This is a genomic window from Micromonospora violae (assembly GCF_004217135.1).
Lineage (GTDB): Bacteria > Actinomycetota > Actinomycetes > Mycobacteriales > Micromonosporaceae > Micromonospora > Micromonospora violae.
Map to the genome: position 1 here is coordinate 6,980,321 of NZ_SHKK01000001.1, position 26,411 is coordinate 7,006,731.

General features: G+C 71.5%; 24 protein-coding genes. 16 read left to right on the forward strand and 8 right to left on the reverse strand.

Features of this window, described 5'->3' with window-relative positions; translation table 11 throughout:
* Window positions 1-79: 79 nt before the first annotated feature.
* Window positions 80-1,927: a dihydroxy-acid dehydratase gene (ilvD, locus tag EV382_RS31755; RefSeq protein ID WP_130408005.1), complete on the reverse strand. Its 1,848-nt coding sequence runs from the start codon at window positions 1,925-1,927 to the stop codon at window positions 80-82.
* Window positions 1,928-2,057: 130 nt separating this feature from the next.
* Between ilvD and EV382_RS31760 the strand changes: the two genes are divergently transcribed.
* The 5 genes from EV382_RS31760 (at window position 2,058) to serA (ending at window position 10,065) form a co-directional block, all read left to right on the forward strand.
* Window positions 2,058-4,412 (forward strand): putative bifunctional diguanylate cyclase/phosphodiesterase, encoded by a 2,355-nt coding sequence (locus tag EV382_RS31760; RefSeq protein WP_425272016.1) that lies wholly within the window; start codon window positions 2,058-2,060, stop codon window positions 4,410-4,412.
* A 188-nt stretch (window positions 4,413-4,600) separates the two neighbouring features.
* Window positions 4,601-6,472, forward strand: coding sequence for an acetolactate synthase large subunit (locus EV382_RS31765; protein WP_130408009.1), 1,872 nt, complete (start codon window positions 4,601-4,603; stop codon window positions 6,470-6,472).
* 49 nt (window positions 6,473-6,521) lie between these two features.
* Window positions 6,522-7,037 (forward strand): acetolactate synthase small subunit, encoded by a 516-nt coding sequence (gene ilvN / locus EV382_RS31770; RefSeq protein ID WP_088946549.1) that lies wholly within the window; start codon window positions 6,522-6,524, stop codon window positions 7,035-7,037.
* A gap of 94 nt (window positions 7,038-7,131) precedes the next feature.
* Window positions 7,132-8,145 carry a ketol-acid reductoisomerase gene (ilvC, locus tag EV382_RS31775; RefSeq protein ID WP_130408011.1) on the forward strand — a complete coding sequence of 338 codons (1,014 nt, stop codon included), beginning with the start codon at window positions 7,132-7,134 and terminating at the stop codon, window positions 8,143-8,145.
* Window positions 8,146-8,466: 321 nt separating this feature from the next.
* The gene (gene serA, locus EV382_RS31780; protein ID WP_130408013.1) at window positions 8,467-10,065 is read left to right on the forward strand and encodes a phosphoglycerate dehydrogenase; all 1,599 of its coding nucleotides are present in this window, start codon (window positions 8,467-8,469) and stop codon (window positions 10,063-10,065) included.
* Window positions 10,066-10,140: 75 nt separating this feature from the next.
* Here the strand turns inward: serA and EV382_RS31785 are convergent, their stop codons facing one another.
* Together EV382_RS31785 and EV382_RS31790 are read right to left on the reverse strand one after the other, a co-directional pair.
* The gene (locus EV382_RS31785) at window positions 10,141-10,497 is read right to left on the reverse strand and encodes a hypothetical protein (protein WP_130408020.1); all 357 of its coding nucleotides are present in this window, start codon (window positions 10,495-10,497) and stop codon (window positions 10,141-10,143) included.
* Window positions 10,498-10,824: 327 nt separating this feature from the next.
* Window positions 10,825-11,667: an FAD:protein FMN transferase gene (locus EV382_RS31790; protein ID WP_130408022.1), complete on the reverse strand. Its 843-nt coding sequence runs from the start codon at window positions 11,665-11,667 to the stop codon at window positions 10,825-10,827.
* A gap of 227 nt (window positions 11,668-11,894) precedes the next feature.
* Here EV382_RS31790 and EV382_RS31795 point away from each other — a divergent pair, with 227 nt between their 5' ends.
* Entirely contained in the window at window positions 11,895-12,926 is a 1,032-nt protein-coding gene (locus tag EV382_RS31795; RefSeq protein ID WP_130408024.1) for a 3-isopropylmalate dehydrogenase, read from the forward strand.
* A 161-nt stretch (window positions 12,927-13,087) separates the two neighbouring features.
* Window positions 13,088-14,185 (forward strand): branched-chain amino acid aminotransferase, encoded by a 1,098-nt coding sequence (locus tag EV382_RS31800; RefSeq protein WP_130408026.1) that lies wholly within the window; start codon window positions 13,088-13,090, stop codon window positions 14,183-14,185.
* 51 nt (window positions 14,186-14,236) lie between these two features.
* Here EV382_RS31800 and EV382_RS31805 read toward each other — a convergent pair whose 3' ends face one another.
* The 4 genes from EV382_RS31805 to EV382_RS31820 all read right to left on the reverse strand — a co-directional run bounded on the left by EV382_RS31805 (window position 14,237) and on the right by EV382_RS31820 (window position 16,738).
* Window positions 14,237-15,007, reverse strand: a complete 771-nt coding sequence (locus EV382_RS31805) for a tyrosine-protein phosphatase (RefSeq protein ID WP_244236880.1) — start codon at window positions 15,005-15,007, stop codon at window positions 14,237-14,239.
* Between the two features lie 55 nt (window positions 15,008-15,062).
* A complete protein-coding gene (locus EV382_RS31810) occupies window positions 15,063-15,521 on the reverse strand; it encodes a PRC-barrel domain containing protein (RefSeq protein ID WP_130408030.1) in 459 nt (152 codons plus the stop codon).
* Window positions 15,522-15,647: 126 nt separating this feature from the next.
* On the reverse strand, window positions 15,648-16,178 hold the full coding sequence (gene ahpD / locus EV382_RS31815) for an alkylhydroperoxidase, AhpD family (RefSeq protein WP_130408032.1): 531 nt from the start codon (window positions 16,176-16,178) through the stop codon (window positions 15,648-15,650).
* A gap of 2 nt (window positions 16,179-16,180) precedes the next feature.
* The gene (locus EV382_RS31820; protein ID WP_130408034.1) at window positions 16,181-16,738 is read right to left on the reverse strand and encodes a peroxiredoxin; all 558 of its coding nucleotides are present in this window, start codon (window positions 16,736-16,738) and stop codon (window positions 16,181-16,183) included.
* Window positions 16,739-17,075: 337 nt separating this feature from the next.
* Between EV382_RS31820 and cimA the strand changes: the two genes are divergently transcribed.
* Window positions 17,076-18,659 carry a citramalate synthase gene (cimA, locus tag EV382_RS31825; protein ID WP_130408036.1) on the forward strand — a complete coding sequence of 528 codons (1,584 nt, stop codon included), beginning with the start codon at window positions 17,076-17,078 and terminating at the stop codon, window positions 18,657-18,659.
* Window positions 18,660-18,829: 170 nt separating this feature from the next.
* Here cimA and EV382_RS31830 read toward each other — a convergent pair whose 3' ends face one another.
* A complete protein-coding gene (locus EV382_RS31830; protein WP_130409389.1) occupies window positions 18,830-19,819 on the reverse strand; it encodes an endonuclease/exonuclease/phosphatase family protein in 990 nt (329 codons plus the stop codon).
* Window positions 19,820-20,162: 343 nt separating this feature from the next.
* On the opposite strand from EV382_RS31830, the gene EV382_RS31835 reads away from it, so the two are divergent.
* The 8 genes from EV382_RS31835 (at window position 20,163) to EV382_RS31870 (ending at window position 26,411) form a co-directional block, all read left to right on the forward strand.
* Entirely contained in the window at window positions 20,163-20,672 is a 510-nt protein-coding gene (locus EV382_RS31835) for a hypothetical protein (protein WP_130408038.1), read from the forward strand.
* Between the two features lie 221 nt (window positions 20,673-20,893).
* Window positions 20,894-21,943, forward strand: a complete 1,050-nt coding sequence (locus EV382_RS31840; RefSeq protein WP_130408040.1) for an AAA family ATPase — start codon at window positions 20,894-20,896, stop codon at window positions 21,941-21,943.
* Window positions 21,940-22,953, forward strand: coding sequence for a DUF58 domain-containing protein (locus EV382_RS31845; protein WP_130408042.1), 1,014 nt, complete (start codon window positions 21,940-21,942; stop codon window positions 22,951-22,953). The genes EV382_RS31840 and EV382_RS31845 overlap by 4 nt, the downstream gene beginning before the upstream one ends.
* Complete coding sequence (locus EV382_RS31850) at window positions 22,950-23,909, forward strand: VWA domain-containing protein (RefSeq protein WP_130408044.1); 960 nt, start codon at window positions 22,950-22,952, stop codon at window positions 23,907-23,909. Before EV382_RS31845 ends, EV382_RS31850 begins: the two co-directional genes overlap by 4 nt.
* A gap of 38 nt (window positions 23,910-23,947) precedes the next feature.
* Complete coding sequence (locus tag EV382_RS31855; RefSeq protein ID WP_130408046.1) at window positions 23,948-24,802, forward strand: S1C family serine protease; 855 nt, start codon at window positions 23,948-23,950, stop codon at window positions 24,800-24,802.
* Window positions 24,803-24,900: 98 nt separating this feature from the next.
* The gene (locus EV382_RS31860) at window positions 24,901-25,197 is read left to right on the forward strand and encodes a hypothetical protein (RefSeq protein WP_130408048.1); all 297 of its coding nucleotides are present in this window, start codon (window positions 24,901-24,903) and stop codon (window positions 25,195-25,197) included.
* Between the two features lie 34 nt (window positions 25,198-25,231).
* Window positions 25,232-25,657, forward strand: coding sequence for an alternative ribosome rescue aminoacyl-tRNA hydrolase ArfB (arfB, locus tag EV382_RS31865; protein ID WP_130408050.1), 426 nt, complete (start codon window positions 25,232-25,234; stop codon window positions 25,655-25,657).
* Window positions 25,658-25,688: 31 nt separating this feature from the next.
* Window positions 25,689-26,411, forward strand: coding sequence for a helix-turn-helix domain-containing protein (locus EV382_RS31870; protein WP_244236881.1), 723 nt, complete (start codon window positions 25,689-25,691; stop codon window positions 26,409-26,411).

Sequence of the window (26,411 nt, forward strand, 5' to 3'; positions counted from 1 at the left end):
CGGCGGGCCCACGTAACGGAAACTGTCCAAGATCTCGTGCGCCAGCAACCATGGTGCCCGGTACGGGCGGGCGCTGGTGTTACTCCGGGACGCGGCGGTAGGCGCCGTCGCTGGCTGAGGTGGCCATCGAGGCGTACGCGCGCAGCGCCGCCGACACCGGGCGTTGCCGGTCGGTCGGGGTGTACGGCTTGTCGCGCTTCTCCTCGGCCACCCGTCGCGCCGCCAACTCCTCGGCGGGCACGTTCAACTCGATCGACCGGCTCGGGATGTCGATGACGATCTCGTCGCCGTCGCGGACCAGGGCGATCATCCCGCCGGAGGCCGCCTCGGGGGAGACGTGCCCGATGGACAGCCCGGAGGTGCCACCGGAGAAACGGCCGTCGGTGAGCAGCGCGCAGGAGCGGCCCAGCCCGCGTCCCTTGAGGAACGAGGTGGGGTAGAGCATCTCCTGCATGCCGGGGCCACCCTTGGGCCCCTCGTACCGGATCACCACGACGTCTCCGGCGACCACCTGCTTGGCGAGGATCGCGGTCACCGCGTCGTCCTGCGACTCGTAGACCTTCGCCGGGCCCCGGAAGGTCAGGCAGTCGTCGGGCACGCCGGCGGTCTTCACCACGCTGCCCTCGGGTGCCAGGTTGCCGTGCAGGATGGCCAGCCCACCGTCGGCGGAGTAGGCGTGCTCGCGGTCACGGATGCAGCCTTCGGCGGCGTCGGTGTCCAGCGACGACCACCGGTTGGTGGTGGAGAACGGCTCGGTGGTGCGCACTCCACCGGGGGCGGCGTGGAACAGCTCGACCGCCGTCGGGGTGGGGGAGCCCCCGCGCACGTCCCAGTCGGTCAGCCACTGTGCGAGGGAGGGGGAGTGCACGGCGTGCACGTCCCGGTTGAGCTGCCCGGCCCGGTCCAGTTCGCCGAGGATCGCCGGGATGCCGCCGGCCCGGTGCACGTCTTCCATGTGGTACTTCGGCGAGTTCGGTGCGACCTTGGCCAGGCACGGCACCCGCCGGGAGATCGCGTCGATGTCGGCGACGCCGAAGTCCATCTCCGCCTCGCGGGCGGCGGCGAGCAGGTGCAGCACCGTGTTGGTGGAGCCGCCCATCGCCACGTCCAGGGCGACCGCGTTCTCGAAGGCGGCCTTGGAGGCGACCGTGCGGGGCAGCACCGAGTCGTCGTCGCCCTCGTACCACCGCTTGGCGATGTCCACGACGGTGCGGCCGGCCTCGACGAAGAGCGACCGGCGGGCGGCGTGGGTGGCCAGCGTCGAACCGTTGCCGGGCAGCGCGAGCCCGATCGCCTCGGTGAGGCAGTTCATCGAGTTGGCGGTGAACATGCCGGAGCAGGACCCGCAGGTCGGGCAGGCGGAGCGTTCGATCTCACCGAGCTGCTCGTCGGTGACCGATTCGTTCGAGGAGGCGATCATCGCGTCGATCAGGTCGATCTTGCTGTGCACGATGCCCTCGATCGCCATCGTCTTGCCGGCCTCCATCGGGCCGCCGGAGACGAAGACGGTCGGGATGTTGAGCCGCAACGCGGCCAGCAGCATCCCGGGGGTGATCTTGTCGCAGTTGGAGATGCAGACCAGGGCGTCCGCGCAGTGCGCGTTGACCATGTATTCGACGGCGTCGGCGATCAGCTCGCGGCTGGGCAGCGAGTAGAGCATCCCGCCGTGGCCCATCGCGATGCCGTCGTCGACGGCGATGGTGTTGAACTCCCGGCCCACCCCACCGGCCTCGGCGACCGCGTCGGCGACCAGGCCACCCATGTCCTTGAGGTGTACGTGACCAGGCACGAACTGGGTGAAACTGTTGGCGATGGCGACGATCGGCTTGCCGAAATCGTCGTCGGTCATCCCGGTGGCCCGCCAGAGGGCCCGGGCGCCGGCCATCGTCCGACCGTGTGTGGAAGTCCTCGACCGCAGCTCAGGCATGCATACCAGCATGACACCGCCGACGCGCAGGCCCAGCCGGGTGGTCTCCCGTGTCCCAACAGATGCACACTCGACCCCCCATGAGGTGCGCCCATCCGGCACTCTTGGGAGCGTGCATCTTCCACCGGGCATGGTCGCTGTCGCGGCGCTCAGCGGGCTCGTCGCCGCGGTGGCCTGCGCGCTTCTGACCGTCGTCGCCCGGCGGCGCACGGGGCCCCGCCGACCGGCACACGTGCTGCTCGCGGCGGCCGCCGGGGGTGCCCTGCTCAGCCTGCTGGCCGGGGTGGTCGCCGTCCTCAGCGCGAACGACCACTGGGTCCACGAGCAGGGGCAGCGCACCGGTTGGGCGACCATGGTGGCGATCGGCACGGCGGTGAGCGGGCTGGCCTTCGCGGCTGGTCTGCTCCGGCTGCCCGGGGTGGCCGCCACCGCGGCGGGAACGGCCCGGCTCGCCCTGGACGGCGTGGTCATGGCGGCGGCGCTGTGGTTCGTCGGGTGGGTGCTCTTCTCCGAGCCCACCCGGTTGCTCGGTGCCGCCACCCCGATGGCCTGCCCGGCGATTCTGGTGGCCACGGTGAGCGCCGCGCTCGGCGCCGGGCTCGCCGTGATCATCGTCTTCCGGGCCGCCGCGCCACGTCGACGGCTCGCCGCGTTGGGCACCGGCATCAGCGCGGTGAGTTGCGGCGGGCTGGGTCTCAGCGCCGGGCTCTGCCAGGCCGGGCCGACGATGGCGCTGACCGGCGCGGCGGTGCTCGGCGCCGGCCTGTTGACAGTCGCGCTGGCGATCCACCGGGCCGACCGGCCGGGGCAGGTCGACCTGGACGTGGTGGGTCGCGACAGCGAGTACGCCATCGCCCCGATGGTGGCGATGGCCGCCTCGGCGATGTACCACCTCGCCCAGGACGGCCGGTTCACCGCGGCGGGCGTCGTGGCCGGCAGCGCGGAGGGCTTCGCCCTGGTGGCGCGGCAGTACCTCACCCTCCGCGACGTCCGGGGGTACGCGGGTCGCCTGGCCGAGCGGGAGGCGCACTTCCGTGAGCTGGCGCACACCGATCCACTGACGTCGTTGGCCAACCGGCGTGGGCTGCTCCGGGCGCTGCACCGCAACGCCGCGGACCGCAACCCGTGCGTGCTGCTCGGCCTCGACCTGGACGGCTTCAAGAACGTCAACGACATGCGCGGCCACGATGTGGGCGATGCCGTGCTGGCCGAGGTGGGCCGGCGGCTGCGCGGCAACCTGCGCCCCGGTGACGTGGCCGCCCGACTCGGTGGCGACGAGTTCGCCGTCCTCATGCAGGGCCGGTCGGTCGAGGCGGACCGGGTCGCCGAGCGGCTCCTCGGGGTGCTCAACCGGCCGTACGACCAGCCGGAAGGGCCGGTCTTCCTGTCCGTGAGCATCGGGGTGGCCGACTGGGCCGACGAGCCGGACGTGGAGTTGCTGCTGCGCCACGCCGACCTGGCGCTGCGCTACGCCAAGCAGCGCGGCAAGAACCGGATCGAACGGTACGACGCCGAGTACGACCAGCTGCTGCGTCGGCGTACCAGGGTGGAGCATGAGCTGCGCGGGGCCATCGACCGCGACGAGCTGCGGTTGGCCTTCCAGCCGGTGGCGTCGCTGCCGTCGGTGCGGCCGGTCGGCGCCGAGGCGCTGCTGCGCTGGCACCATCCCGAGCTGGGCAACGTCGGCCCGGACGAGTTCATCCCGTTGGCCGAGGAGTGCGGGATGATCGCTCCGCTCGGCGCCTGGGTGCTGCACCAGGCCTGCTACCAGCTCTCCCGCTGGCTGGCGGACGGGCACGACGTCTGGGTGTCGGTGAATGTCTCCCCGCGCGAGCTGCACGCCCCGCAGTACGTGGTCCAGGTCGCCGAGGCGCTGCGCGCCCACCACGTGCCGCCGCAGCGGCTGGTGCTGGAGGTCACCGAGCACGCGGTCGCCACCGACCTGGACGAGCTGATCCGGCGGCTCACCGCGCTGCGGTTGACCGGTGTGCGGATCGCGCTGGACGACTTCGGGGCCGGCTACTCGTCGTTGGGGCAGCTGCGCCGGCTGCCGATCGACATCCTCAAGATCGACCACAGTCTGGTCGCGGAGCACGAGCCGGTCCGCCCGGTCGACCAGGACGGCCCGGCCTTCGCCCCGATGGTGGACATCGTCATGCGACTGGGCCACCAGTTGGGGCTTGAGGTCATCGCCGAGGGGGTGACCAACCCCACCGAGTTGGCCGCGGTGGTGGCCGCCGGCTGCCGCTTCGGGCAGGGCGCGCTCTTCGGCTGGGGGGTGCCGGCCGAGCACCTGGAGGCGATGTTGGAGGCAGCCACATCCCCGGGCGCGCGTCCCACTCCGGTGCCCTCGCCACGTCGCGCTCCGGGCGGGTCCGGGCAGCTCAACCCGGCTGCCGAGGGCGCGTCGTCGGCCGACGCGCCGCAGTCCGTTAACCAACATGTGGGATCAGTTGACTCATCGCGTGAGATGCGTCAGGCTTAGCCACATGTCGTCGTACCGGTCGCTGCGAGTACTTACCTGAGCGCACTCTCCCTCACCGAGAGTGCGCTGGCCCCGTGCATCTGCACGAGGGCCGTTTTTATTGCCATCGGAACCCGGCGAAGCGGGCTCGGCCCGCGTCGCATCGCTTGACTAGCCACCAGCCACTCCAGCCGAAGGCCAGAACCGCCATGACGAGACCCACGCCCGAGACCCTCGCCCACACTGCCCGCCGGGCCCGCGCGGCCGCCGACCCGACCCTCGACGTCGACCAGGCCGCCACCCGGCCGGCCACCCCGGCGGTACGGCCCTCCGCCCCGACCCAGGTCTCCGGGGCCGGCTCGCTCGTGCGGTCCCTTGAGGCGCTCGACGTCGACGTCGTCTTCGGCATTCCGGGTGGCGCGATCCTGCCGGCGTACGACCCGCTCTACGACTCGACGGTCCGGCACATCCTGGTGCGGCACGAGCAGGGCGCGGGGCACGCGGCGACCGGCTACGCGCAGGCCACCGGCAAGGTCGGCGTCTGCATCGCCACCTCCGGGCCGGGCGCGACGAACCTGGTCACCCCGATCGCCGACGCGTACATGGACTCGGTGGCGATGGTGGCGATCACCGGGCAGGTGGCCCGCCCGTCGATCGGCACCGACGCCTTCCAGGAGGCGGACATCCAGGGCATCACCCTGCCGATCACCAAGCACAACTTCCTCGTCCAGAACGCCGAGGAGATCCCCCGGGTGCTGGCCGAGGCGTTCCACCTGGCCAGCAGCGGGCGACCCGGCCCGGTGCTGGTCGACATCCCCAAGGACGTGCTCCAGGCGTCGACCACCTTCTCCTGGCCGCCCACACTGGACCTGCCCGGCTACCGGCCCACCCTGCACCCGCACGGCAAGCAGATCCGGGAGGCGGCACGGCTGATGGCCGCTGCCCGGCGGCCGGTGCTCTACGTCGGCGGCGGGGTGCTCAAGGCCGGCGCCACCGACGGGCTGCGCCGGCTGGCCGAGCTGACCGGCATCCCGGTCGTCACCACGCTGATGGCGCTCGGGGCGTTCCCCGACTCGCATGAACAGCACCTGGGGATGCCCGGCATGCACGGCACGGTCGCCGCGGTCTACGGCCTGCAGAAGGCGGATCTGATCGTCGCGCTGGGCGCGCGTTTCGACGACCGGGTCACCGGCAAACTCGACTCGTTCGCACCGGACGCTGCGGTGGTCCACGCGGACATCGACCCGGCCGAGATCGGCAAGAACCGGCACGTCGACGTGCCGATCGTCGGCGACGCCAAGCACGTCATCGACGAGCTGATCGTCGCGGTCACCGCCGAACGGTCGGCGGGGCGTACCGCCGATCTCGGTGACTGGTGGACGCAGCTCAACGACCTGCGCGACCGTTACCCGCTGGGCTACGACGAGCCGTCCGACGGGACCCTGTCCCCGCAGTACGTGATCAAGCGGCTGGGCGAGATCGTCGGCCCCGACGCGATCTTCGTCGCCGGGGTGGGCCAGCACCAGATGTGGGCGTCGCAGTTCATCTCCTACGAGAAGCCGTACACCTGGTTGAACTCCGGCGGTCTCGGCACCATGGGTTACGCGGTGCCGGCGGCGATGGGCGCCAAGGTCGGCAAGCCGGACACGGTGGTCTGGGCGGTGGACGGTGACGGCTGCTTCCAGATGACCAACCAGGAGTTGGCCACCTGCGCGCTGGAGGGCATCCCGGTCAAGATCGCCGTGATCAACAACGGCAATCTCGGGATGGTCCGGCAGTGGCAGACGCTCTTCTACAACGAGCGCTACTCCAACACCGAGCTGGGCACCCACAAGCACCGCATCCCGGACTTCGTCAAGCTCGCCGAGGCCCTCGGCTGCGTCGGGCTGCGCTGCGAGAACGCGGCTGACGTGGACAAGACCATCGCCGCGGCCATGGAGATCAACGACGCGCCCGTGGTGATCGACTTCGTGGTCGGCAAGGACGCGATGGTCTGGCCGATGGTCGCGGCCGGCACCAGCAACGACGAGATCATGTTCGCCCGTGGCGTCCGTCCGGTCTTCGACGAGGACGACATCTAGTCATGACCGAATGCACCGAGCGCAGCGAGGGCCTGACAAAGGAGACGCAGTGACCATGCACACCCTGTCCGTGCTCGTGGAGAACAAGCCCGGCGTGCTCGCCCGGGTCTCCGGCCTGTTCTCCCGGCGCGGGTTCAACATCGACAGCCTCGCCGTGGGCGAGACCGAGAACCCGGACGTCTCCCGCATCACCATCGTGGTCAACGCTGAGTCGTCCCCGCTGGAGCAGGTCACCAAGCAGCTGAACAAGCTGGTCAACGTGCTCAAGATCGTTGAGCTGGACCCGCAGGTCTCGGTCGCCCGGGAGTTGCTGTTGGTGAAGGTGCGCGCCGACCGGTCCGCGCGGTCACAGGTGCTGGAGACGGTCAACCTGTTCCGCGCCCGGGTGGTCGACGTCGCACCCGACACGCTGACCATCGAGGCCACCGGCACCCCGGACAAGCTCGACGCGCTCCTGCGCGACCTCGAAGCCTTCGGCATCAAGGAAATGGTCCAGTCCGGGCTGGTGGCGATCGGGCGCGGCTCGCGTTCGATCACCGCCGGTCCCGCGCTCCGGGCCGCCTGACCCGCCACCGGTCGGCCCCGGCGGGCCGTCGGCGAATCCATCCGCACAGACCACGACGGGCCGTCCCGGCCCGTCGTACGAAAGGGAAGTTCTCATGAGCGTTGAGGTGTACTACGACGACGATGCCGACCTCGGCCTGATCCAGGCCAAGAAGGTCGCGGTGATCGGTTACGGCAGCCAGGGCCACGCCCACGCGCTGTCGCTGCGTGACTCCGGCGTCGACGTGGTGATCGGTCTGCCGGACGGCTCGAAGAGCCGCCCCAAGGCCGAGGAGCAGGGCCTGCGGGTGGTCACGCCGGCGCAGGCCGCCGCCGAGGCCGATGTGATCATGGTGCTCGCGCCGGACACCGCCCAGCGCAAGCTCTACACGGAGTCGATCGAGCCGCACCTCGCCGCCGGCAAGGCGATCTTCTTCGGCCACGGCTTCAACATCCGGTACGGCCTGATCAAGCCGCCGGCCGAGGTGGACGTGGCGATGGTCGCGCCCAAGGGCCCCGGCCACCTGGTCCGCCGCCAGTACAGCGACGGCAAGGGCGTGCCCTGCCTGGTCGCCGTCGAGCAGGACGCCAGCGGCAACGCGCTCGCCCTCGCCCTCGCGTACGCCAAGGGCATCGGCGGCACCCGGGCCGGCGCGATCAAGACCACCTTCACCGAGGAGACCGAGACCGACCTCTTCGGCGAGCAGGCGGTGCTCTGTGGCGGTGCCTCCGCGCTGGTGCAGACCGGTTTCGAGGTGCTCACCGAGGCCGGCTACGCCCCGGAGGTCGCCTACTTCGAGTGCCTGCACGAGCTGAAGCTGATCGTCGACCTCATGTACGAGGGCGGCATCGCGAAGATGCGTTACAGCATCTCCGACACCGCCGAGTACGGCGACCTCTCCCGTGGCTCGCGCATCATCGACTCCCGGGTCAAGGATGAGATGCGCAAGATCCTGGGCGAGATCCAGTCGGGCGAGTTCGCCCGCGAGTGGGTCGCCGAGGACGAGGCCGGCCGGCCCAACTTCACCAAGTGGCAGGCCGAGGGTGCGGCGCACCCGATCGAGGAGACCGGCAAGAAGCTGCGCGGCATGATGAGCTGGGTCGATCGCCCGATCACCGAGACCGCCTGATCGTCCGGCCGCTCCGGACGATGTTTCCGACGGCCCCGGGCCGCGCTCTCCCCAGCGCGACCCGGGGCCGTCAACTACGCCCGACCCGTGTGCACGGGCGCGCGCCAGCGGTTTCGCCGTGGTGAACGGCCGATGTCCGCCGCGCGACCGCGCGTGTGAGGGCACTCACCCCGAAGACCGGGACACGCCGACCAGCGCGGCCCCTACGATCGCCTGTAGGTGCGCAGCCGGCACCTGACGGCCACGGCACGGATCAGCGCAGGGCGCAGTGCAGCGCCCGGCCACCCGCGCCGATCGCAAACACGACCTCTACGAGGACCGATGAATCCTGTCGTACTGATCGCCGAAGAACTCGCCCCCGCCGCCATCGAGGTGCTCGCCCACGACTTCGACGTCCGTCACGTCGACGGCACCGACCGTCCGGCCCTGCTCTCGGCGCTCTCCGAGGCCGACGCCGTCATCGTGCGCAGCGCGACCCAGATCGACGCCGAGGCGATCGCCGCCGCGCCGCGCCTCAAGGTGGTCGCCCGGGCGGGCGTCGGGCTGGACAACGTCGAGGTGCCGGCCGCCACCGCGCGGGGCGTCATGGTCGTCAACGCGCCCACCTCCAACATCGTCTCCGCCGCCGAGCAGGCTGTCGCGCTGCTGCTCGCCGTTGCCCGCAACACCGCGAGCGCCAGCGCCGCGCTCAAGGCGGGGGAGTGGAAGCGGTCGAAGTACACCGGCGTCGAGGTGCAGGGCAAGACGGTCGGCGTGGTCGGGCTCGGCCGCATCGGGGTGCTCTTCGCCTCCCGCATCGCCGCCTTCGGCACCCGGCTGATCGCGTACGACCCGTACATCCAGCCGGCCCGTGCGGCGCAGCTCGGCGTCCGCCTGGTGGGGTTGGAGGAGCTGCTGCGGGAGAGCGACTTCATCTCCATCCACCTGCCGAAGACGCCGGAGACGGTGGGTCTGATCGGTGAGAAGGAGCTGGCGATCGTCAAGCCCGGCGTTCGCATCGTCAACGCCGCCCGTGGCGGGCTGGTCGACGAGCAGGCGCTCGCGGACGCGATCGCCGAGGGTCGGGTCGCCGGCGCCGGTGTCGACGTGTACAGCAAGGAGCCGTGCACCTCGTCGCCGCTGTTCGCCTTCGACAACGTGGTGGCCACCCCGCACCTGGGCGCCTCCACCCACGAGGCGCAGGACAAGGCCGGTCTCGCCGTGGCCAAGAGCGTCAAGCTGGCGTTGCAGGGCGAGTTCGTCCCGGACGCGGTCAACGTGCAGGCCGGCGGTGTGGTCGCCGAGGACGTTCGGCCGCTGCTGCCGCTGGCGGAGAAGCTCGGCCGGGCGTTCACCGCGGTCGCCGGTGGGGTCGCCGCCAGCGTCACGGTCGAGGTCCGTGGTGAGATCGTCAGCCACGACGTGTCGGTGCTCAAGCTCGCCGCCACCAAGGGCCTGTTCAGCTCCGTGGTCGAGGAGCAGGTCACCTACGTCAACGCCCCGCACCTGGCCGCCGAGCGCGGCGTCGAGGTCACCCTGGCCACCCTGGCCGACACGGCCGAGCAGCCGACCCTGGTCACGGTGCGCGGCGCGCTGCCGGACGGCCGGACGGTCAGCGTCTCCGGGACGGTCACCCACTCCGGCGCTCGGGACGTGCTGAAGCTGACCGAGGTGGACGGCTTCGACGTGGAGATCGGCGCGGAGGGCATCCTGCTCTTCCTGCGCTACGTCGACCGCCCCGGTGTGGTCGGCACGGTCGGTACCCTGCTCGGCGAGTCGGGCATCAACATCGCTGCCATGCAGGTGGCGCGTCGCGAGGCGGGCGGCGAGACGCTGATGACGCTCACCGTCGACCAGGCGCTCGGCGCCGACCTGCTCACGTCGGCCGCCGAGTCGATCGGCGCCACCGCGGCCAGCGCCGCGGACCTGCGCGACGAGTAGTAGACGGCAAGCACTGTGGGGGGCCTGGCGATCTGCCGGGCCCCTCGTCATTTCCCGTCCGCGCCGCCGGTGGGGTCAGCCGGGCAGTCGCGCCGGGGGCGGGTACACCGAGCCGTCCTGCGGGTCGAACAGCATCAGCCCGTGCTCGCCGGCCAGCCGCTCGATGTCCAGGAGCACCTGGTCCGCGCAGGTCGGGTGCAGGTTCAGCTCGACGTGGTCGTGGGCGGCGTGCAGCGGTGCCACCGCCCACGGGCTGTTCGGGCCGGGGTGACGGTCCGGGTAGGAGGCGGTGATCGCCCGGTAGAAGCTGACCACCCGGGGGTCGGGGTAGCGGTCGATGTGCCTCCCCTGCCGGCAACCGTCGACCGCTGTCCGCACGTCCTCGGGCGTCGCCCCGTCCTCCAGGGCCCACACGCTCAGATCGAAACTCACGGCGGATAGCGTGCCATCCGCCGTTCACCATGTCGAAACTGCCTCGCCGCCGGTTAACGACTGATTACCGCAGTCTCCGGTCACGACGGTCCGGTGTGGAGACTCTTGCGTCGAGTTGAGTCGATTCGCTAGCGTACGCACTGCGGTCACTGGCCGAGTTCGAGGCGCCGGCCCGTCTTCGGGTGGCGCGGTCGACGTCCGGCCCGACCGGTCCGCACCCCTCGGTTGTGCGAGCCACGCGCACTCGTCGCTGACCGGCCCCCATGGTCGTTGCCGAGACCGTGGGGGCCGATCGCAACCCGACGGTTCGGTGCGGTGACGTTCCGCTCAGCGTCGGTGGGCGAAGAGCGCGCGATAGTCGGAGCTACCCCGGAACCACGCCAGGCCGGTGGGCCCGGCCGCGTAGAGCGCGGTGGCGTAGGCGTCGGCGACCGTCAGGTCGGGGCCCACGACGGTGGCGGCGACGAGGTGATCGGCCGGCTCGCCGGTGTGCGGGTCCACCACGTGCCCGTGCCGCCCGGTCACCCCGGACGTGCCGACCGCGCCGGCGGTCATCTCCAGCACCAGCGGCGCGCGTTCGGGTGCGGTCGGGTGGTGCACCGCGACCCGCCAGGGCCCACCGTGCGGCGCGCGGCCCCGGACCACGAGGTCAGCCCCGACGAGTACGGCGTAGTCGTGGATGCCGGCGGCGCGCAGCCGCTCCGCGGCGCGTTCCACGGCCCAACCGCCGAGCAACCCGCCCGGGTCGAAGCCACCGGGCACCGCCCAGGCGTCGAACCACCCGTCGGTGGCCGCGCGCATCGCCGCGCAGCGGTCCACCAGATCGGCGAGCGGAGGGTACGAGTCCGGGCTGATCTCACCCCGGCGCAGCCGGGAGACCAGGCTGTCCGGTCGGTTGGGGCCGTAGGTGAGGTCGATGGCGCGCAGCTCGGCGACGCTGTCCCGCAGCGCCTCGCCCACGCCCCGGCGGCCGAGCCACTCGGGCGCGTTGAGCAGCAGGGTGTATTCGGCGGTCGCGGTGCGTACGGTGTGCTGCACCGCGATCCGGCCCTCGGTGGCGGCGGCCGGGTCGATCCGGTGCCGGCGGCTGCCGAGACGAAGGTCCGGTCGGCGGCTGCGGAATGCGGACGGGTCCGGCCAGCGGGTCCGTGGCTGCTCGTCGATGCGCATCGCATCTGCCCCCTCGCGCGTGGCGTCGCGTCATCGCGACCCCGTTGGTCAGCGGGCCCCCGCGACCCACTGATCACTACGGTAGGCAGCGGAGATGACCGCCCTATGAGTCCCAGCTGAGAGGGTGCTGTGGATTCCCGATCCCGAATAGTGGACGTGCCGTACCGGGAGGCGGGACGGCGACGTACCGTTGCCGGGACAGAACCATTGAGCAGAGGAGTGCGGTCGTGGCGCGGATCGCGGTGGTGGCCGGTGACGGTATCGGGCCCGAGGTGGTCGCGCAGGCCCGCAAGGTCCTCGACGCGGTGCTGCCCGGCGTGCAGGCCACCGAGTACGACCTCGGCGCGGCCCGCTGGCACCGCACCAAAGAGGTGCTGCCCGACTCGGTGCTGACCGAGCTGGCCGGGCACGACGCGATCCTGCTCGGCGCGGTCGGTGACCCGACGGTCCCGCCGGGTGTGCTGGAGCGAGGGCTGCTGCTCAAGCTCCGCTTCGCCTTCGACCAGTACGTCAACCTGCGCCCGTCCCGGCTCTGGTCCGGGGTCGCCGGCCCGCTGGGCAACGTGAAGCCGGGCGAGGTCGACCTCGTGGTGGTGCGCGAGGGCACCGAGGGTCTCTACGCCGGTGCCGGTGGCTCCCTGCACCGGGACACCCCGGCCGAGGTCGCCACCGAGGAGAGCCTGAACACCCGGCACGGCGTGGAGCGGGTGATCCGCGACGCGTTCGCCCGCGCCGCCCGCCGGGAACGGCGCAAGGTCACCCTCGTACACAAGACCAACGTGCTCACCCACGCCGGGTCGCTCTGGGCGCGCACCTTCGACGCGGTCGCCGCCGAGCACCCGGACGTCGCCACCGAGTACCAGCACGTCGACGCGGCGGCCATGTTCCTGGTCACCCAGCCGCAGCGCTACGACGTGGTGGTCACCGACAACCTCTTCGGCGACATCCTCACCGACATCGCCGCGGCCGTCACCGGTGGCATCGGGCTGGCCGCCAGCGGCTGCATCAACCCCGAGGGCGCGTACCCCTCGATGTTCGAGCCGGTGCACGGCTCGGCTCCGGACATCGCCGGGCAGGGCATCGCCGACCCGGTCGCCGCGGTGCTCTCCGCCGCGTTGCTGCTGGAGCAGCTCGGGCACAGCGAGTCCGCCGCCCGGGTCAACGCGGCGGTCGCCGCCGAGCTGGCCAGCCGGGTTCCGGGCGTGCCGCTGCGTACCGAAGAGGTCGGCGACCGGCTCGCCGCCCACGCCGTATCCTGACCGTCCCGGCGCGGCTGCGATCGGCCCGGCGTCGGTCTGCCCGGGCAGTCCGTCCGGCCCGACCGGCGCTACCCGCTGAACGACCGTTCGGGGTAAGTTTCTGGCACAGCCATGTCGGTGTGCGGTCCCGCATGCCGTTGTTCCGCAGGGAGGTCAGCGCGATGAGCGGTGGTGACAAGCTCGATTTCGAGATCCGTCCGAATGCCGCGTCGGTATCCGCCGCCGACCGGGCCGCCCTGCTGGCCAACCCCGGGTTCGGCCGTGTCTTCACCGACCACATGGTCACCGTCCGCTACGCCGACGGCAAGGGCTGGTACGACGCCCGGGTGGAGGCGCGTGGCCCGATCCCGATGGACCCGGCCAGCGCGGTGCTGCACTACGCGCAGGAGATCTTCGAGGGGCTCAAGGCGTACCGGACGGCCGACGGTGGCGTGACGATGTTCCGGCCGGACGCCAACGCGGCCCGCTTCGCCACCTCCGCGCAGCGGATGGCGATGCCGGTGCTGCCGCCGGAGGTGTTCGTCGACTCGCTGCACAAGCTCATCGAGATCGACCGGGAGTGGATCCCCACCGGTGAGGACGGCAGCCTCTACCTGCGGCCGTTCATGTTCGCCAGTGAGGCCTTCCTCGGCGTCCGCCCGGCCAACGAATACCTCTACATGGTGATCGCCTCGCCGGTCGGGGCGTACTTCACCGGTGGGATCAAGCCGGTCACGGTCTGGGTCTCACCGGACTACACCCGGGCGGCACCCGGTGGCACCGGCGCGGCCAAGTGCGGTGGCAACTACGCCGCCTCGCTGGCCGCCCAGGCCGAGGCCATCGACGCCGGCTGCGACCAGGTGGTCTTCCTGGACGCGGTGGAGCGCCGTTTCGTCGACGAGTTGGGCGGCATGAACGTCTTCTTCGTCTACGACGACGACACGATCGTGACCCCGCCGCTGACCGGCACGATCCTGCCCGGCATCACCCGCGACGCGATCATGACGCTGGCCTCCGCGGCCGGTCACCAGGTCGAGGAGCGGCCGGTCAGCTTCGCCGACTGGCAGGCCGACGCGGCCAGCGGCCGACTGCGCGAGGTCTTCGCGTGCGGCACCGCCGCAGTGATCACGCCGATCGGCGGGGTGCGCTTCCCGGACGGCGAGTTCCTCGTCGGTGGGGGTGAGTCCGGCCGGGTCACCATGGCCCTGCGTCAGCAGTTGGTCGACATCCAGCGGGGCAAGGCGGCCGACCCGTACGGCTGGGTGCAGCAGGTCTTCTGAGCGTCGTCGCCGCGTCGGCCCGTCCACCCGGACGGGCCGACGCGGTCGGCCCTACGCGTCGGTGGGCTTCGTCCCGGTGGGCTCGTCGAGCAGGTGGTCGCGGAGCGCGGCGAGCTGCGAGTCGGTCACCCCGGCGTGGCGCAGGTACGCCTCGACCGAGCCGTGGCCCACACGCAGCTCGTTGAGGAAGATCTGCATCGCCTCGGCGGGTGAGCTCAGGAACGGCGCCGGCACGTCCATGCCGCCCGGGGTGACGGAGGCCAGCCAGGCGCTGTACCGCGCGGACGCCTCGCTGCTCAGCGCGTAGTCCGCGGTGATGTCCGCGTCGTCGACGCCGAGCACGGCGAGGGTCAGCGCGCAGACGATGCCGGTGCGGTCCTTGCCGGCGACGCAGTGCACCACCACCGGGGCGTTGGCGGAGTCAGCGATCAGCCCCACCGCCTCGGCCAGCCCGGCGGTGCCGGTCTGCGCCAGGTCGGCGTACCGGTCCGCGAGGTATCGGGCCAGGCTCGCGCCCTCCACGTGCGGTGTCGCCTCCCAGCCGTCGTGCTCCGGGTGGATGTGCCGGTAGCTGAGCCCCTGGTATGCCGGCACCCGGCCGTCCCGCTCCACCTCGGTGGGGCGGCGCAGGTCGATGACGGTGCGGATCCCGATCGCGGCGAACGCGTCCGAGTCCTGCTCGGTGAGGCGGTGCAGCGAGTCGGAACGGTAGAGCCGGCCTCGGCGTATGGGCCGGTCGTCGTGGCCGACGTAGCCACCGACGTCGCGGAAGTTGAAGGTGGCGGGGAGCGAGACCTGGGTGTTGTCCTCGGTGGCGTCCACGTTCACACGGTAACGGCCGGTGGGGCAGCGCCCCACCGGCCGTCGGGTCGAACGGTCACCGTGCCGTGCCGGGCGGGAGCGCGCCGTACGTCTCGTCGTAGTAGCCACCCAGCTGATCCCGGTAGCTCGGGTCACTGTGGCTGGTCTCGTCGTACTCCGGGGCCGCCTTGATCTGGTCCCGGGTCCGGTCGACAGAGACGGTGCGCTGGTCGTGGTCGACCTGGTTGACCGTGCCGGCCGGCAGCATCACCTTCTTGCCGAAGATCCAGGGGCCGGTGTCCACGACCAGGTAGCTGCCGCCCACCTCGTGACTGGCGCTGTCGATCTTGCCGATTCCGCCGTCGGTGGCCTCGACCTTGTAGCCGACCAGGTCGGCGTCGGCCACACCGGCCTGGTCCCGGTAGCGCCAGGGGTCGAAGGTGCCGGCGGGCGCGCCGCCGGGCACCGCGCCCTGGCCGCCGCCGCGCAGCGGGTCCGGCCCGGCGTGGGTGGCGTGCGGATCAATCCTGTCCATGCCGTTCACTCCTGACTGTCACCGAGCAACTCATCTCCCCGCAGGAGCTACCCGGCCGTCGGGGGCCGGAAACGGCGACGGGCCGACGCCGCGAGATGCGGCATCGGCCCGTCGGGGCGTACGTGCTCAGGCCAGTGCGGCCTCGGCGTCCAGGGTGACCGCCGCGGCGTGCACCACGGCGGAGATGCGCAGGGACTCGTGCACCTGCTCCCGGGTGAAACCGCTGCCGCGCAGCGTCTTCTCGTGCGACTCTAGGCACACCCCGCAGCCGGTGATGGCCGAAACGGCCAGGCACCACAGCTCGAAGTCACCCTTGTCCACCCCGGGCCGCGCGATGATCTGCATCCGCAGTCGGGCCGGCATCGAGGCGTACTGCTCGTCGCCGATGAGGTGCTTGGCCCGGTAGTAGATGTTGTTCATCGCCATGATCGCCGCGGCGCCCTTGGCCGCCTCGACACCCTCCGGCCCGAGGTGGTCGAGCGCCTCGGCGGCGATCTCGCGCAGCACCACCGGGTTACGGGCGGCCACCGCGCAGGCCAGCGCGGTGCCCCAGGCCTGCGCCGGGGTCAACGTCGAGGTGCCGACGGTGGAGCCCAGGTTGAGCTTGATGTCCTTGGCGTACTCCGGCAGGGCCGCCTTGATCGCGTCCAGACCCACGGTCAGACCCCGGCGGCGAGGAGCGCGTTGGCGTCGAGGGTGTCGCCGCCCTTGTTCCAGTTGCACGGGCACAGCTCGTCGGTCTGCAGGGCGTCGAGCACCCGCAGCACCTCGGAGACGTTGCGGCCGACCGAGCCGGCGGTCACCATGGCGAACTGGATCTCGTTGTTCGGGTCGACGATGAAGGTGGCCCGCTGCGCCACGCCGTCCTCGCCCAGCACCCCGCAGGCGGCCGAGAGCTCGCGCTTGATGTCGCTGAGCATCGGGAACGGCAGCTCCCGCAGGTCCGGGTGGTCCTTGCGCCACGCGTAGTGGACGAACTCGTTGTCCACGGACGCCCCGAGGACCTGTGCGTCCCGGTCGGCGAATTCGCCGTTGAGCCGACCGAACTCGGCGATCTCCGTCGGGCAGATGAAGGTGAAGTCCTTCGGCCAGAAGAAGACCACCCGCCACTTGCCCTCGTGGGACTTGTGGTTGATCGTCTCGAACGCCTTGTTGGCGTCCAGCGATACGCAGGCGGTGAGTTCGTACTCAGGGAAGCGGTCACCGACAGTGAGCACAGGTCCTCCTTGTAGGCGGCACGGTGGCCGTAACTGGATCCGTTCCAGATGCTTCCGTACCGCCGTTTGCGCCGGTCGGTGGCCTGGCGACTTGTGAAGCCGATCACGAGTGGCGGTTTCCGGTGAACCGTACGGCGATCGAGCAGGAACCACCCTCTGTCACTATCCCGATATGTGGGTTGTTCCTCCCAAATCCCGGGGAGGGGTGGCAGAGTAACCACCGTGACCAGCACCGCCCTGATTATTGCGATCTAGCGCGCCGGCTCTCCCCTCTGCCGAGCGCGCAGACCTCCCGCATTCGCGGGAGGTCTTTTTGTTGCTCCGAGAAAGGATCCTGATGACGTTCCAGGTGTTCGACACCACCTTGCGCGACGGCGCCCAGCGCGAGGGGCTCACCTACTCGGTGGTCGACAAGCTGGCCGTGGCCCGGCTGCTCGACGAGTTCGGCGTCGGCTTCATCGAGGGCGGCTGGCCGGGCGCGGTGCCCAAGGACACCGAGTTCTTCCGACGCGCCCGCACCGAACTGGACCTGCGGCACGCCGTACTCGTCGCGTTCGGTGCCACCCGCAAGGCCGGTGTGGCGGTCGCCGACGACCCCCAGGTGCGCGGCCTGCTGGACGCGCAGACCCCGGCGGTGGCCCTGGTCGCCAAGGCCGACATCCGGCACGTCGAGCGGGCGCTGCGCACCACCGGCGCGGAGAACCTGGCGATGATCCACGACACCGTCAGCCACCTCGTCAGCGAGGGCCGGCGGGTCTTCGTCGACGGCGAACACTTCTTCGACGGCTACCGGCACGACCCCGCGTACGGCGCGGCGGTGGTGCAGACCGCGCTCGCCGCCGGCGCCGAACGGATGGTGCTCTGCGACACCAACGGCGGCATGCTCCCGTCCCAGGTGACCGCCGCGATCCTCGACCTCACCAACCGGCTGGGGATCGACGCCGGGCTGCTCGGCATGCACGCCCAGAACGACACCGCCTGCGCGGTGGCCAACACGATCGCCGCCGTGGAGGCCGGCGTCCGCCACGTGCAGGGCACCGCCAACGGGTACGGCGAACGCCCCGGCAACGCCGACATCTTCGCGGTCGTCGCCAACCTCCAGCTCAAGTTGGGCATGCCCGTCCTACCGGAGGGCTGCCTGGCGCAGATGGTGCGGGTCTCGCACGCCATCGCCGAGATCGCCAACATCGCCCCCGACACCCACCAGGCGTACGCCGGGGCCGCTGCCTTCGCCCACAAGGCGGGGTTGCACGCGAGCGCGATCAAGGTCGACCCGTTGCTCTACAACCACGTGGACCCGTCGGTGGTGGGCAACGACATGCGGATCCTGGTCACCGAGATGGCCGGTCGGGCCAGCGTCGAGCTCAAGAGTCGCGAGCTCGGCCTGGACCTGGCCGGCAGCCCCGACGCCCTGACCCGGGTCACCAGGCGGGTCAAGGAGCTGGAGGCGGGTGGCTGGTCCTTCGAGGCGGCCGATGCCTCCTTCGAGTTGCTGGTCCGTTCGGAACTGCCGGAGGGCAGCCCGGCCCGACCGTTCAAACTGGAGTCGTACCGGGTGTTGGTCGAGCACCGTGAGGACGGCGCGGTGGTCTCCGAGGCGACCGTCAAGATCCGCGTACGCGGTGAGCGGGTGATCGCCACCGCCGAGGGCAACGGCCCGGTCAACGCACTCGACGAGGCGCTGCGGGTGGGGCTGGAGCGGCACTACCCGCAGTTGCGCGACTTCGAGTTGGCCGACTACAAGGTGCGCATCCTGGAGGGCAGCCACGGCACCGGCGCGGTCACCCGGGTGCTGCTGGAGACCTCCGACGGCCGAGGCCGTGACTGGACCACTGTCGGCGTCCACCCGAACGTGGTCGAGGCCAGCTGGCACGCCCTGGTGGACGCCCTCACCTACGGACTGGCCCCCACCACTGTCTAACCCCACCCCCACCCGACCCGTCGCCCCGCCCTCCCCTCCCCGGTCGATCATGGAGTTGTGGTGGTGCACGTAGCGGGCTTCGGTGCCCAAAACGCCCACCACAACTCCATGATCGGCGCGGGGGTGCGGCCGCAGGGCGCGGCTGCGGGACGCGGGGCGTGCGGGGCGGGTTAGGGGGTGGGTTGGGGGAGGGTGAGGGTGGCTTGGACGGGGCGGTGGTCGCTGCCGGGTAGGGCGAGCACCTGCACCGAGCGGACCGCTATCCGGTGGTCGACCAGTACGTGGTCGATGGTGACCGGTGGGATGAGGTCGCCGTCGTACGGGCCCCAGGTGCCGGTCAGGCCCTGCCCGGTGGCGTCGGCGGCGTCGACGTAGCCGGTGCGCAGCAGGGCCCGCAGTGGACTGTGGTCGAGGGTCGCGTTGAAGTCCCCGGCGAGGATCCGCAGACCGCCGTCCGGGGTGGCGGGTGGTTGGGCGGTCAGGTCGGTGCGCCAGGCGCCCACCTGGTCCACCGCGTACGGCGCGGACGGGTGGGCCGACTCGACGCGGACCGGGGGTCCGCCGGGGACGGACACCGTGGCGTACGCCTGGGTGAAACCCCAACCGTCGAGGTTGCGCCGGACGCCGACGTCGGTGATCGGCCACCGCGAGTAGAGCCCGGAGCCGGTGGTGCCGACCTCTGGGTTGAGTTGCCGGTGCGGCAGCAGTGTGTCGAGGCCGAGCCGATCCAGGGCGGCCTGCGCGTCCGGAGTGAACTCCTGCACGGTGAGCACGTCCACCTGGTGCTGCCGGACCAGTTCGACAAGCGTCCGCGCGTCGCCGGCGCCGGCGAGCAGATTGGCCGTGAGCAGCCGTACGGTCGGCCCGGCTGCCGCCGGTTGCGGGCTGGCCAGCGCACGGGGTGCGACCGTGCCGAGCAGTGCGACCGCCGCCAGCGCCGCGAGCGCCGCCGGCCACCAGCGCCGCAGGGCGAGCGCGAGGGCCAGGACGAGCACGCTGACGCCCGCGACGTACGGCGTGAAGGCGAGCGCCTGCACCAACGGCCCGTGGTCCAGGCCGAGCAGCCGGGCTGCCGCCCAGAGGGCGGTGGGCGTGACGGCAAGCCAGCAGAGCGCTGTGCGCAGCCGTGCGTTTCGCGGTGCGGGTGGCGCGTCGACGATCACGACGATGATCGTAGTCGGGCCCGGTCACACCATTTCATGAACGGTGATGCGCTCACATTTCGCAATTATCTGACGGGTGGATGACACCCCCGAAAAAGCGAGATCAACTATTGACTGACAGCTTTTTCCGGTGCTACGTTCCTCGTGGTTTAGACGACGCAACTCTGAGTAGTAATCCCAGCTCAGAGGGGATGCAGATCGCTGAAAAGCAATCTTGACGGGGTGGTGGTGAAACAGCTTTCCCCCGATCCAGCTGTCGTTGTACGCCTCATTATGGGCAGTCATCCGTCCCGCCCCGCGGGTCGGCCGAATTTACACGGTCACACAAGGGGGACCTGTCATGAGCACATCCTTCCGACGTAAGGCGGCGGCGGTCACATTCGCCGTCCTGGCGCTCAGTCTGGCCGGCGGGGGCATCGCCCTCGCCCAGCCGTCGGCGAAGGCGCCGCAGGAGGCCGTCCAGCCGGCGGCCCGCGCCTCGAACTCTCAGCCGCCGGTCACCGCCGAGTCGGCGCGCAAGGCGAAGGCCGCGCTGAAGGCCGGTGCGGCCACCACGTTGGTGGCCACCAACGTCTTCACCGTCGTCAACTCCAACGGCACCAAGGCGCGTGGCACCGGCACCGTGATCAAGTACGGCCCCGGCCAGTACGAGGTGCAGTTCGGCTACGTCGTCTCGGCTGGCGCCTTCCTGGCGACCATCTCCCGGGCCGACGCCTGCTGCATCCCGCCCGCCGGTGAGATCTCGGTCGCTCCACGGCTGAGCACGCCCAACGCGGTGTTCATCCAGACCCGCAACTCGGCCGGAACCCCGGCCGACCTGGGCTTCACACTGCTCACCCACACTCCCTGACCGAACCGGCAGAAACGGCCCCCGCGCCTCGTGCGCGAGGGCCGTTCCCGGTTGTGCCGGTCGCGGCCCGCGTGGCCCATCCCGGGACCGTTGTGCTCTCCTCGGCGGGCTCGCGTCGGTCGTCACCCTTTCGCGCATCCCATCCCTGTTCGGCATGCTCCGGGCCGGTCCGGGCCGCACAATCCCACGTTTGCCGAGCGTGTGCCCGGGAAGCAAGCACCGTGACGGACATCTCGGACACCCTGGCCAGCATGCCCAGCCCGGTCGATCCGGAGCCGACCGGCATCGAGCTGGAACAGACCCTCTTCGAGGTCAAACGCGTGATCGTCGGGCAGGATCGCCTCGTCGAACGCCTGCTCACCGCCCTGGTCGCCAACGGGCACTGCCTCCTGGAAGGCGTACCCGGTGTGGCCAAGACACTGGCCGCGCAGACCCTCGCGACGGTGGTCGGCGGCACCTTCTCCCGGATCCAGTTCACTCCGGACCTGGTGCCCTCCGACATCGTGGGCACCCGGATCTACCGGGCGTCCAAGGAGACCTTCGACATCGAACTGGGCCCGATCATGGCCAACCTGGTGCTGGCCGACGAGATCAACCGGGCTCCGGCCAAGGTCCAGTCGGCGCTGCTGGAGGCGATGGCCGAGCGGCAGGTCTCCATCGGCGGGCGCAGCTGGCCGGTCCCGGAGCCGTTCCTGGTGCTGGCCACCCAGAACCCGATCGAGTCCGAGGGGGTCTACCAACTCCCGGAGGCGCAACGGGACCGGTTCCTGATGAAGGTGGTCGTCGACTACCCCAGCGACGCCGACGAACTGGCGATCCTCTACCGGATGAGCACCGACAAGCCGAGCCCGCGGCAGGTGCTCGACGCGCAACGGCTGCGGGACCTCCAGGCCCACGCCGAGCGGGTCTTCGTCCACCACGCGCTGGCCGAGTACGTGGTGCGGCTGATCCTCGCCACCCGCGACCCGGGCCGGTTCGGGCTGCCGGATATCGCCCCGCTGCTGGCGTACGGGGCCAGCCCACGGGCCACCCTCGGCCTGGTGGCGGCGGCCCGGGCCCAGGCCCTGCTGCGCGGGCGGGAGTACGTGCTGCCCGAGGACATCCGGGAGTTGGCCGTCGACGTCCTCGCCCACCGGCTGGTGCTGTCCTTCGACGCGGTGGCCGACGGGGTGTCGGCCGAGAGCGTGGTGCGACGGCTCGTCGAGGCGGTGCCACCGCCCCGACTGGCCAGCGGGCACCCCCAGTCGGCACCGGATCTGGCGGCGGCATGAGACGCGCGCCCGCCGCGCCCGCCGACCCCGGTCTGGCCGAGCTGGCCCCGGACCAGCGTCTGCGCCGCCTGGAGTTGACCGTCACGCGTCGACTGAATGGCCTCCTGCACGGTCAGTACCGTGGTCTGCTGCCCGGTCCGGGCAGCGAACCGGCCGGCAGCCGTGAGTACCGGCCGGGCGAGGACGAGGTCCGCCGGATGGACTGGGCGGTCACGGCCCGCACCGCCGTGCCGCACGTCCGGCAGGTCGACGCCGACCGGGAACTCACCACCTGGCTGCTCGTCGACGGCAGCGCCAGCATGGAGTTCGGCACCGCCGAGCTGGACAAACGGGAACTGGCGGTAGCCGCCGTCGCGGCGGTCGGTTTCCTGACCGCGGGCGTCGGCAACCGCCTCGGCGCCCAGGTGCTCCGCGCCGACGGGGTACGCCGATTCCCGGCCCGCAGCGGGCGTACCCATCTGCTGGCGCTGCTGCGCGCGCTGCTCGCCGCCCCGCGTGCCACCGCGCCCACCGACCAACCGGGGCGCGGGCCGACGCCCCGACCAGCCGATCTGGCGGACGGGCTCGACGCGCTGCACCGGATCGCGAACCGGCGTGGACTCGTCGTGGTGGTCTCCGACTTCCTCGACGGGCTGCCCGACGACCCGAGCCGGGCCGCGCCCTGGGAGCGGACCATGCGCCGGCTGGCCGTCCGACACCAGGTGTTGGCGATCGAGGTGACCGACCCGCGTGAGCTGGAACTACCGGACGTCGGCCTGATCACGCTGGTCGACCCGGAGACCGGTCGGCACCGCGAGGTGTGCACATCGGACCGTGGCCTGCGGTTGCGGTACGCCGAGGCCGCCGCCGCCCAGCGCGACCAGGTCCACCAGGCCCTGCGTCGCAGTGGGGCCACCCACCTCCCGCTGCGCACCGACGGGGACTGGAGCGCGGACATCGTCCGACACGTGCACGCCCAGCGTCGGCTGGCCGCCGCGCCGGTCGGCCAGCCCCGGGGAGGTGCCGCGTGAGCTGGCAGTCGCCGCTGCGACTCTGGCTGCTGCTCGGCGTGCTCGCCCTGGTCGTCGCGTACCTGGTGATGCAGCGGCGACGCAGCCGCTACGCGGTCCGCTTCACCAACCTGCGGCTGCTGGACCGGGTGGCGCCGGAGCGGCCCGCCTGGCGGCGGCACGTACCGGCCGGGCTCTTCCTGGCCATGCTCGCGCTGCTCGTGGTCGGCTTCGCCCGCCCGAGCGCCGAGGTCCGGGTGCCCCGGGAACGGGCCACCGTGATGGTGGCGGTGGACGTCTCCACCTCGATGCTCGCCACCGACGTCGAACCGGACCGGCTTGCCGCGGCGAAACAGGCTGCCCGACGCTTCGTCGAGGGCCTGCCCGACGAGTTCAACGTGGGTCTCGTCGCGTTCGCCGGCAGCGCGGCGGTGCTGGTGCCCCCGGGCACCGACCGGGACGCCCTCGACGAGGGGATCGGTCGGCTCGCCGAGGGCATCACCGGCGTGCAGGGCACCGCGATCGGCGAGGCCATCAACACCTCGCTCGGCGCGGTCAAGAGCCTGGACAGCGAAGCCGCGAAGGCACCGCCGCCGGCCCGGATCATCCTGCTCTCCGACGGCGCCAACACCTCCGGGATGGACCCGATGGAGGCGGCGGCGGAGGCGGTGACCGCGGAGGTGCCGGTGCACTCGATCTCGTTCGGCACGCCGTCCGGGTTCGTCGACCGAGGCGGACGGCCGATCCAGGTGCCGGTCGACGGGCAGACCCTCCGGGCGGTCGCCGAGGAGACCGGCGGGATGTTCCACGAGGCCAGCACCACCGACGAACTGCGCGCCGTCTACGACGACATCGGCAGCTCGGTCGGCTACCGCACCGAGCGGCAGGACGTCTCGGCCCGGTTCATCGGCCTCGGACTGGTGTTCGCGATGGGTGCCGCCGCCGGCTCGATGCGCTGGTTCTCCCGGCTGCCCTGACCGCCGCGCACAACCGACGTCGACCGTGAGGAGTACGTATGGCAGTGCAGACCGGACTGGGCGAACCGCGCGGTCCCTGGTTCATCTCGCCGGAACTCGACCCGGACGGGCGCGGGTGGTGGGACGCGCCCGAACGCGACCCGGGCGGGCGACGGCCCCGGCGGCTGCTCGCCGCGCTGGCCGTGGTGGCGCTCTCCACCATCTCCGGTGCCGTCGCCGGCGGCGTGGTGGCCGGCCGGGACGGGGCTGGGGGCCCGGCCGCGGCGTCCGCCGCCCCGGTGCCCGCCGAGCTGGTGACCGCGGCCTCGAAGACCGTACCCGGGGTGGTGTCGGTGCTGGCCGGCGGCGCGACCAGCGGATCGGCGACCGGTTCCGGCTTCGCCGTGGACGACCAGCAGCACCTGATCACCAACGACCACATCCTGGCCAAGGGGGGTGGCGGGCCGGTGACCGTGGAGCTGCCCGACGGCCGCCGGTTCGCCGCCGAGGTGGTCGGACGGGAGCCACGCAGCGACCTGGCCGTGCTGAAGGTGCCCGCGTCCGCCGGTCTCACCCCACTGCCCCTGGCCAAGCCCGGCGCGACCCGGGTCGGTGAACCGGTGCTCGCGGTGGGTTCGCCGCTCGGTCTGGCCGGGACGGTCACCGCCGGCATCGTCAGCGCGTTGGACCGCCAGGTGCGGCTCGGCAACAACCGGCACAGCGCGGTGCAGACCGACGCGTCCATCAACCCGGGCAACTCGGGTGGGCCACTGGTCAACGCGCGCGGCGAGGTGGTCGGGGTGAACACCGCCATCGCCACCATCGATGGGAACGGATCGATTGGCATCGGGTTCGCCATCCCGATCGACCAGGTGCAGCAGACCGCCGACACGATCATCGGCAAGGGCGGCTGAGCTGGCCGAACGCCCCCACAGGGGGTGCCACTGTCAGATATCCGGCCCGACAGCATCGGACCATGGAAATATTACGCTCGGTGTGAATACTGGCGGAGGTGGAGCGTCCTCTTCTCACGGTCCTCCTGCTGGTGGGCCTGGTCATCGGATGTGCAGTGGGGTCGGCGTACGCCCGGGCACGACGCGGGTGGAACGATTACCAGACCGTCAAGAAATCGGTGCCGGGCGCCCGTCGGGGCGCCTGGTCGTTGATCCGTGCCGTGGCCGTGAAAGCCGCGGTCATCGGGCTGTTGCTCTTCGGCGCGGTGGCGTACGCGGCGGTCGGCTCCGACGAGGAGACCGCCGGCCCGGTGCCCAGCCAGTCCCCGACCCGGAGCGAGCCTCCGCACCGATGACCTCCGGCGGGTCGTCGCGGGTTAGCCTCAGGGCGTGGACGACGGACTGCGGGTGACCGACCGGTGGGTCGTCCCCGCCGGGGAGTTGCGGGAGCGCTTCTCCCGCTCGTCGGGGCCCGGCGGGCAGGGCGTCAACACCGCCGACTCCCGGGTCGAGCTGAGCTACGACCTGGCCAACTCCCCGGCCGTGCCCGACTGGCTGCGGTCGCGGGTGCTGGCCCGGCTGGCCAACCGCCTCGTCGACGGGGTGCTGACCATCGCCGCCAGCGAGCACCGGGCCCAGTTGGCCAACCGGGAGGCGGCCCGGGCTCGGATGACCGCCCTGCTGCGGGAGGCCGCCGCACCTCCGCCGCCGACCCGCCGACCGACCCGGCCGTCCCGTGGGGCCAAGGAACGCCGGCTGGCCGAGAAGAAACGTCAGTCCCAGCGCAAACGCGACCGCCGCGCCGACGGCGACTGACCCGACAGCCTGTGGCGGAGGAGGCGGGCGCGTGCGATTCGAGCATCGCGAAACCGAGACGGATGCCAGCATCGTCGACCGGGTGTGGCGTACCTCCAGCGATGCCGAGGACACCATGACCTCCGCGGCGCGCACCTGCTGCCAATTGATCCTCACGCGCAGGCAGGGGCGCCTGCTCGTCAGCCTGCGCGGGCCGGAGACCAGGGCCACCACCGCCACGGTTCCGCCCGACGCCGAGTTCCTCGGGATCCGGCTCACCCTCGGCACCGTACTGCGGCCGTACCCCGCATCCTCGATCGTCGACGGGTACGCGCCGTTACCCGTGACGGACTCGGGCCGGGTGGTCATCGGCGGCGAGGACTGGGAAGCGCCGACCTACGAGAACGTCGAGCAGTTCGTCCGGCGATTGCGCGACGCCGGTCTGCTGGCGCGATCAACTCTGCGGGTCGACGAGCAACCCGCCGGGCACCCCGAGGGTCACCCCTCTCGACGAACTCTGCAACGCCGGTACCGCGCGGTCACCGGCCTCTCGCACACCGCCGTGACGCAGATCGACCGCGTGAACACCGCGGCCACGATGCTGCGCGAAGGGCTCGGCTGGCCCGCTGTCGTCGAGGCGCTCGGGTACTTCGACCAGGCTCACCTCGCACACGCGCTGCGGCGCTATGTCGGGCGTACCGCGCGGGCACTCCAGGGAGGCGACGACGCGGCCATGTCGTTCCTGTACAAGATCTGCCCACGGCCGGGCAGCTAA

Bases quoted from the DNA above. Each gene is read 5' to 3' on its own strand.
- EV382_RS31810 (WP_130408030.1), bottom strand. From the start codon at position 15,521: ATGGACAGGATTGATCCGCACGCCACCCACGCCGGGCCGGACCCGCTG.
- cimA (WP_130408036.1), top strand. From the start codon at position 17,076: ATGACGTTCCAGGTGTTCGACACCACCTTGCGCGACGGCGCCCAGCGC.
- EV382_RS31855 (WP_130408046.1), top strand. From the start codon at position 23,948: ATGGCAGTGCAGACCGGACTGGGCGAACCGCGCGGTCCCTGGTTCATC.
- EV382_RS31845 (WP_130408042.1), top strand. From the start codon at position 21,940: ATGAGACGCGCGCCCGCCGCGCCCGCCGACCCCGGTCTGGCCGAGCTG.
- EV382_RS31800 (WP_130408026.1), top strand. From the start codon at position 13,088: ATGAGCGGTGGTGACAAGCTCGATTTCGAGATCCGTCCGAATGCCGCG.
- ilvC (WP_130408011.1), top strand. From the start codon at position 7,132: ATGAGCGTTGAGGTGTACTACGACGACGATGCCGACCTCGGCCTGATC.
- serA (WP_130408013.1), top strand. From the start codon at position 8,467: ATGAATCCTGTCGTACTGATCGCCGAAGAACTCGCCCCCGCCGCCATC.
- EV382_RS31790 (WP_130408022.1), bottom strand. From the start codon at position 11,667: ATGCGCATCGACGAGCAGCCACGGACCCGCTGGCCGGACCCGTCCGCA.
- EV382_RS31760 (WP_425272016.1), top strand. From the start codon at position 2,058: ATGGTCGCTGTCGCGGCGCTCAGCGGGCTCGTCGCCGCGGTGGCCTGC.
- EV382_RS31765 (WP_130408009.1), top strand. From the start codon at position 4,601: ATGACGAGACCCACGCCCGAGACCCTCGCCCACACTGCCCGCCGGGCC.
- EV382_RS31835 (WP_130408038.1), top strand. From the start codon at position 20,163: ATGAGCACATCCTTCCGACGTAAGGCGGCGGCGGTCACATTCGCCGTC.
- ilvD (WP_130408005.1), bottom strand. From the start codon at position 1,927: ATGCCTGAGCTGCGGTCGAGGACTTCCACACACGGTCGGACGATGGCC.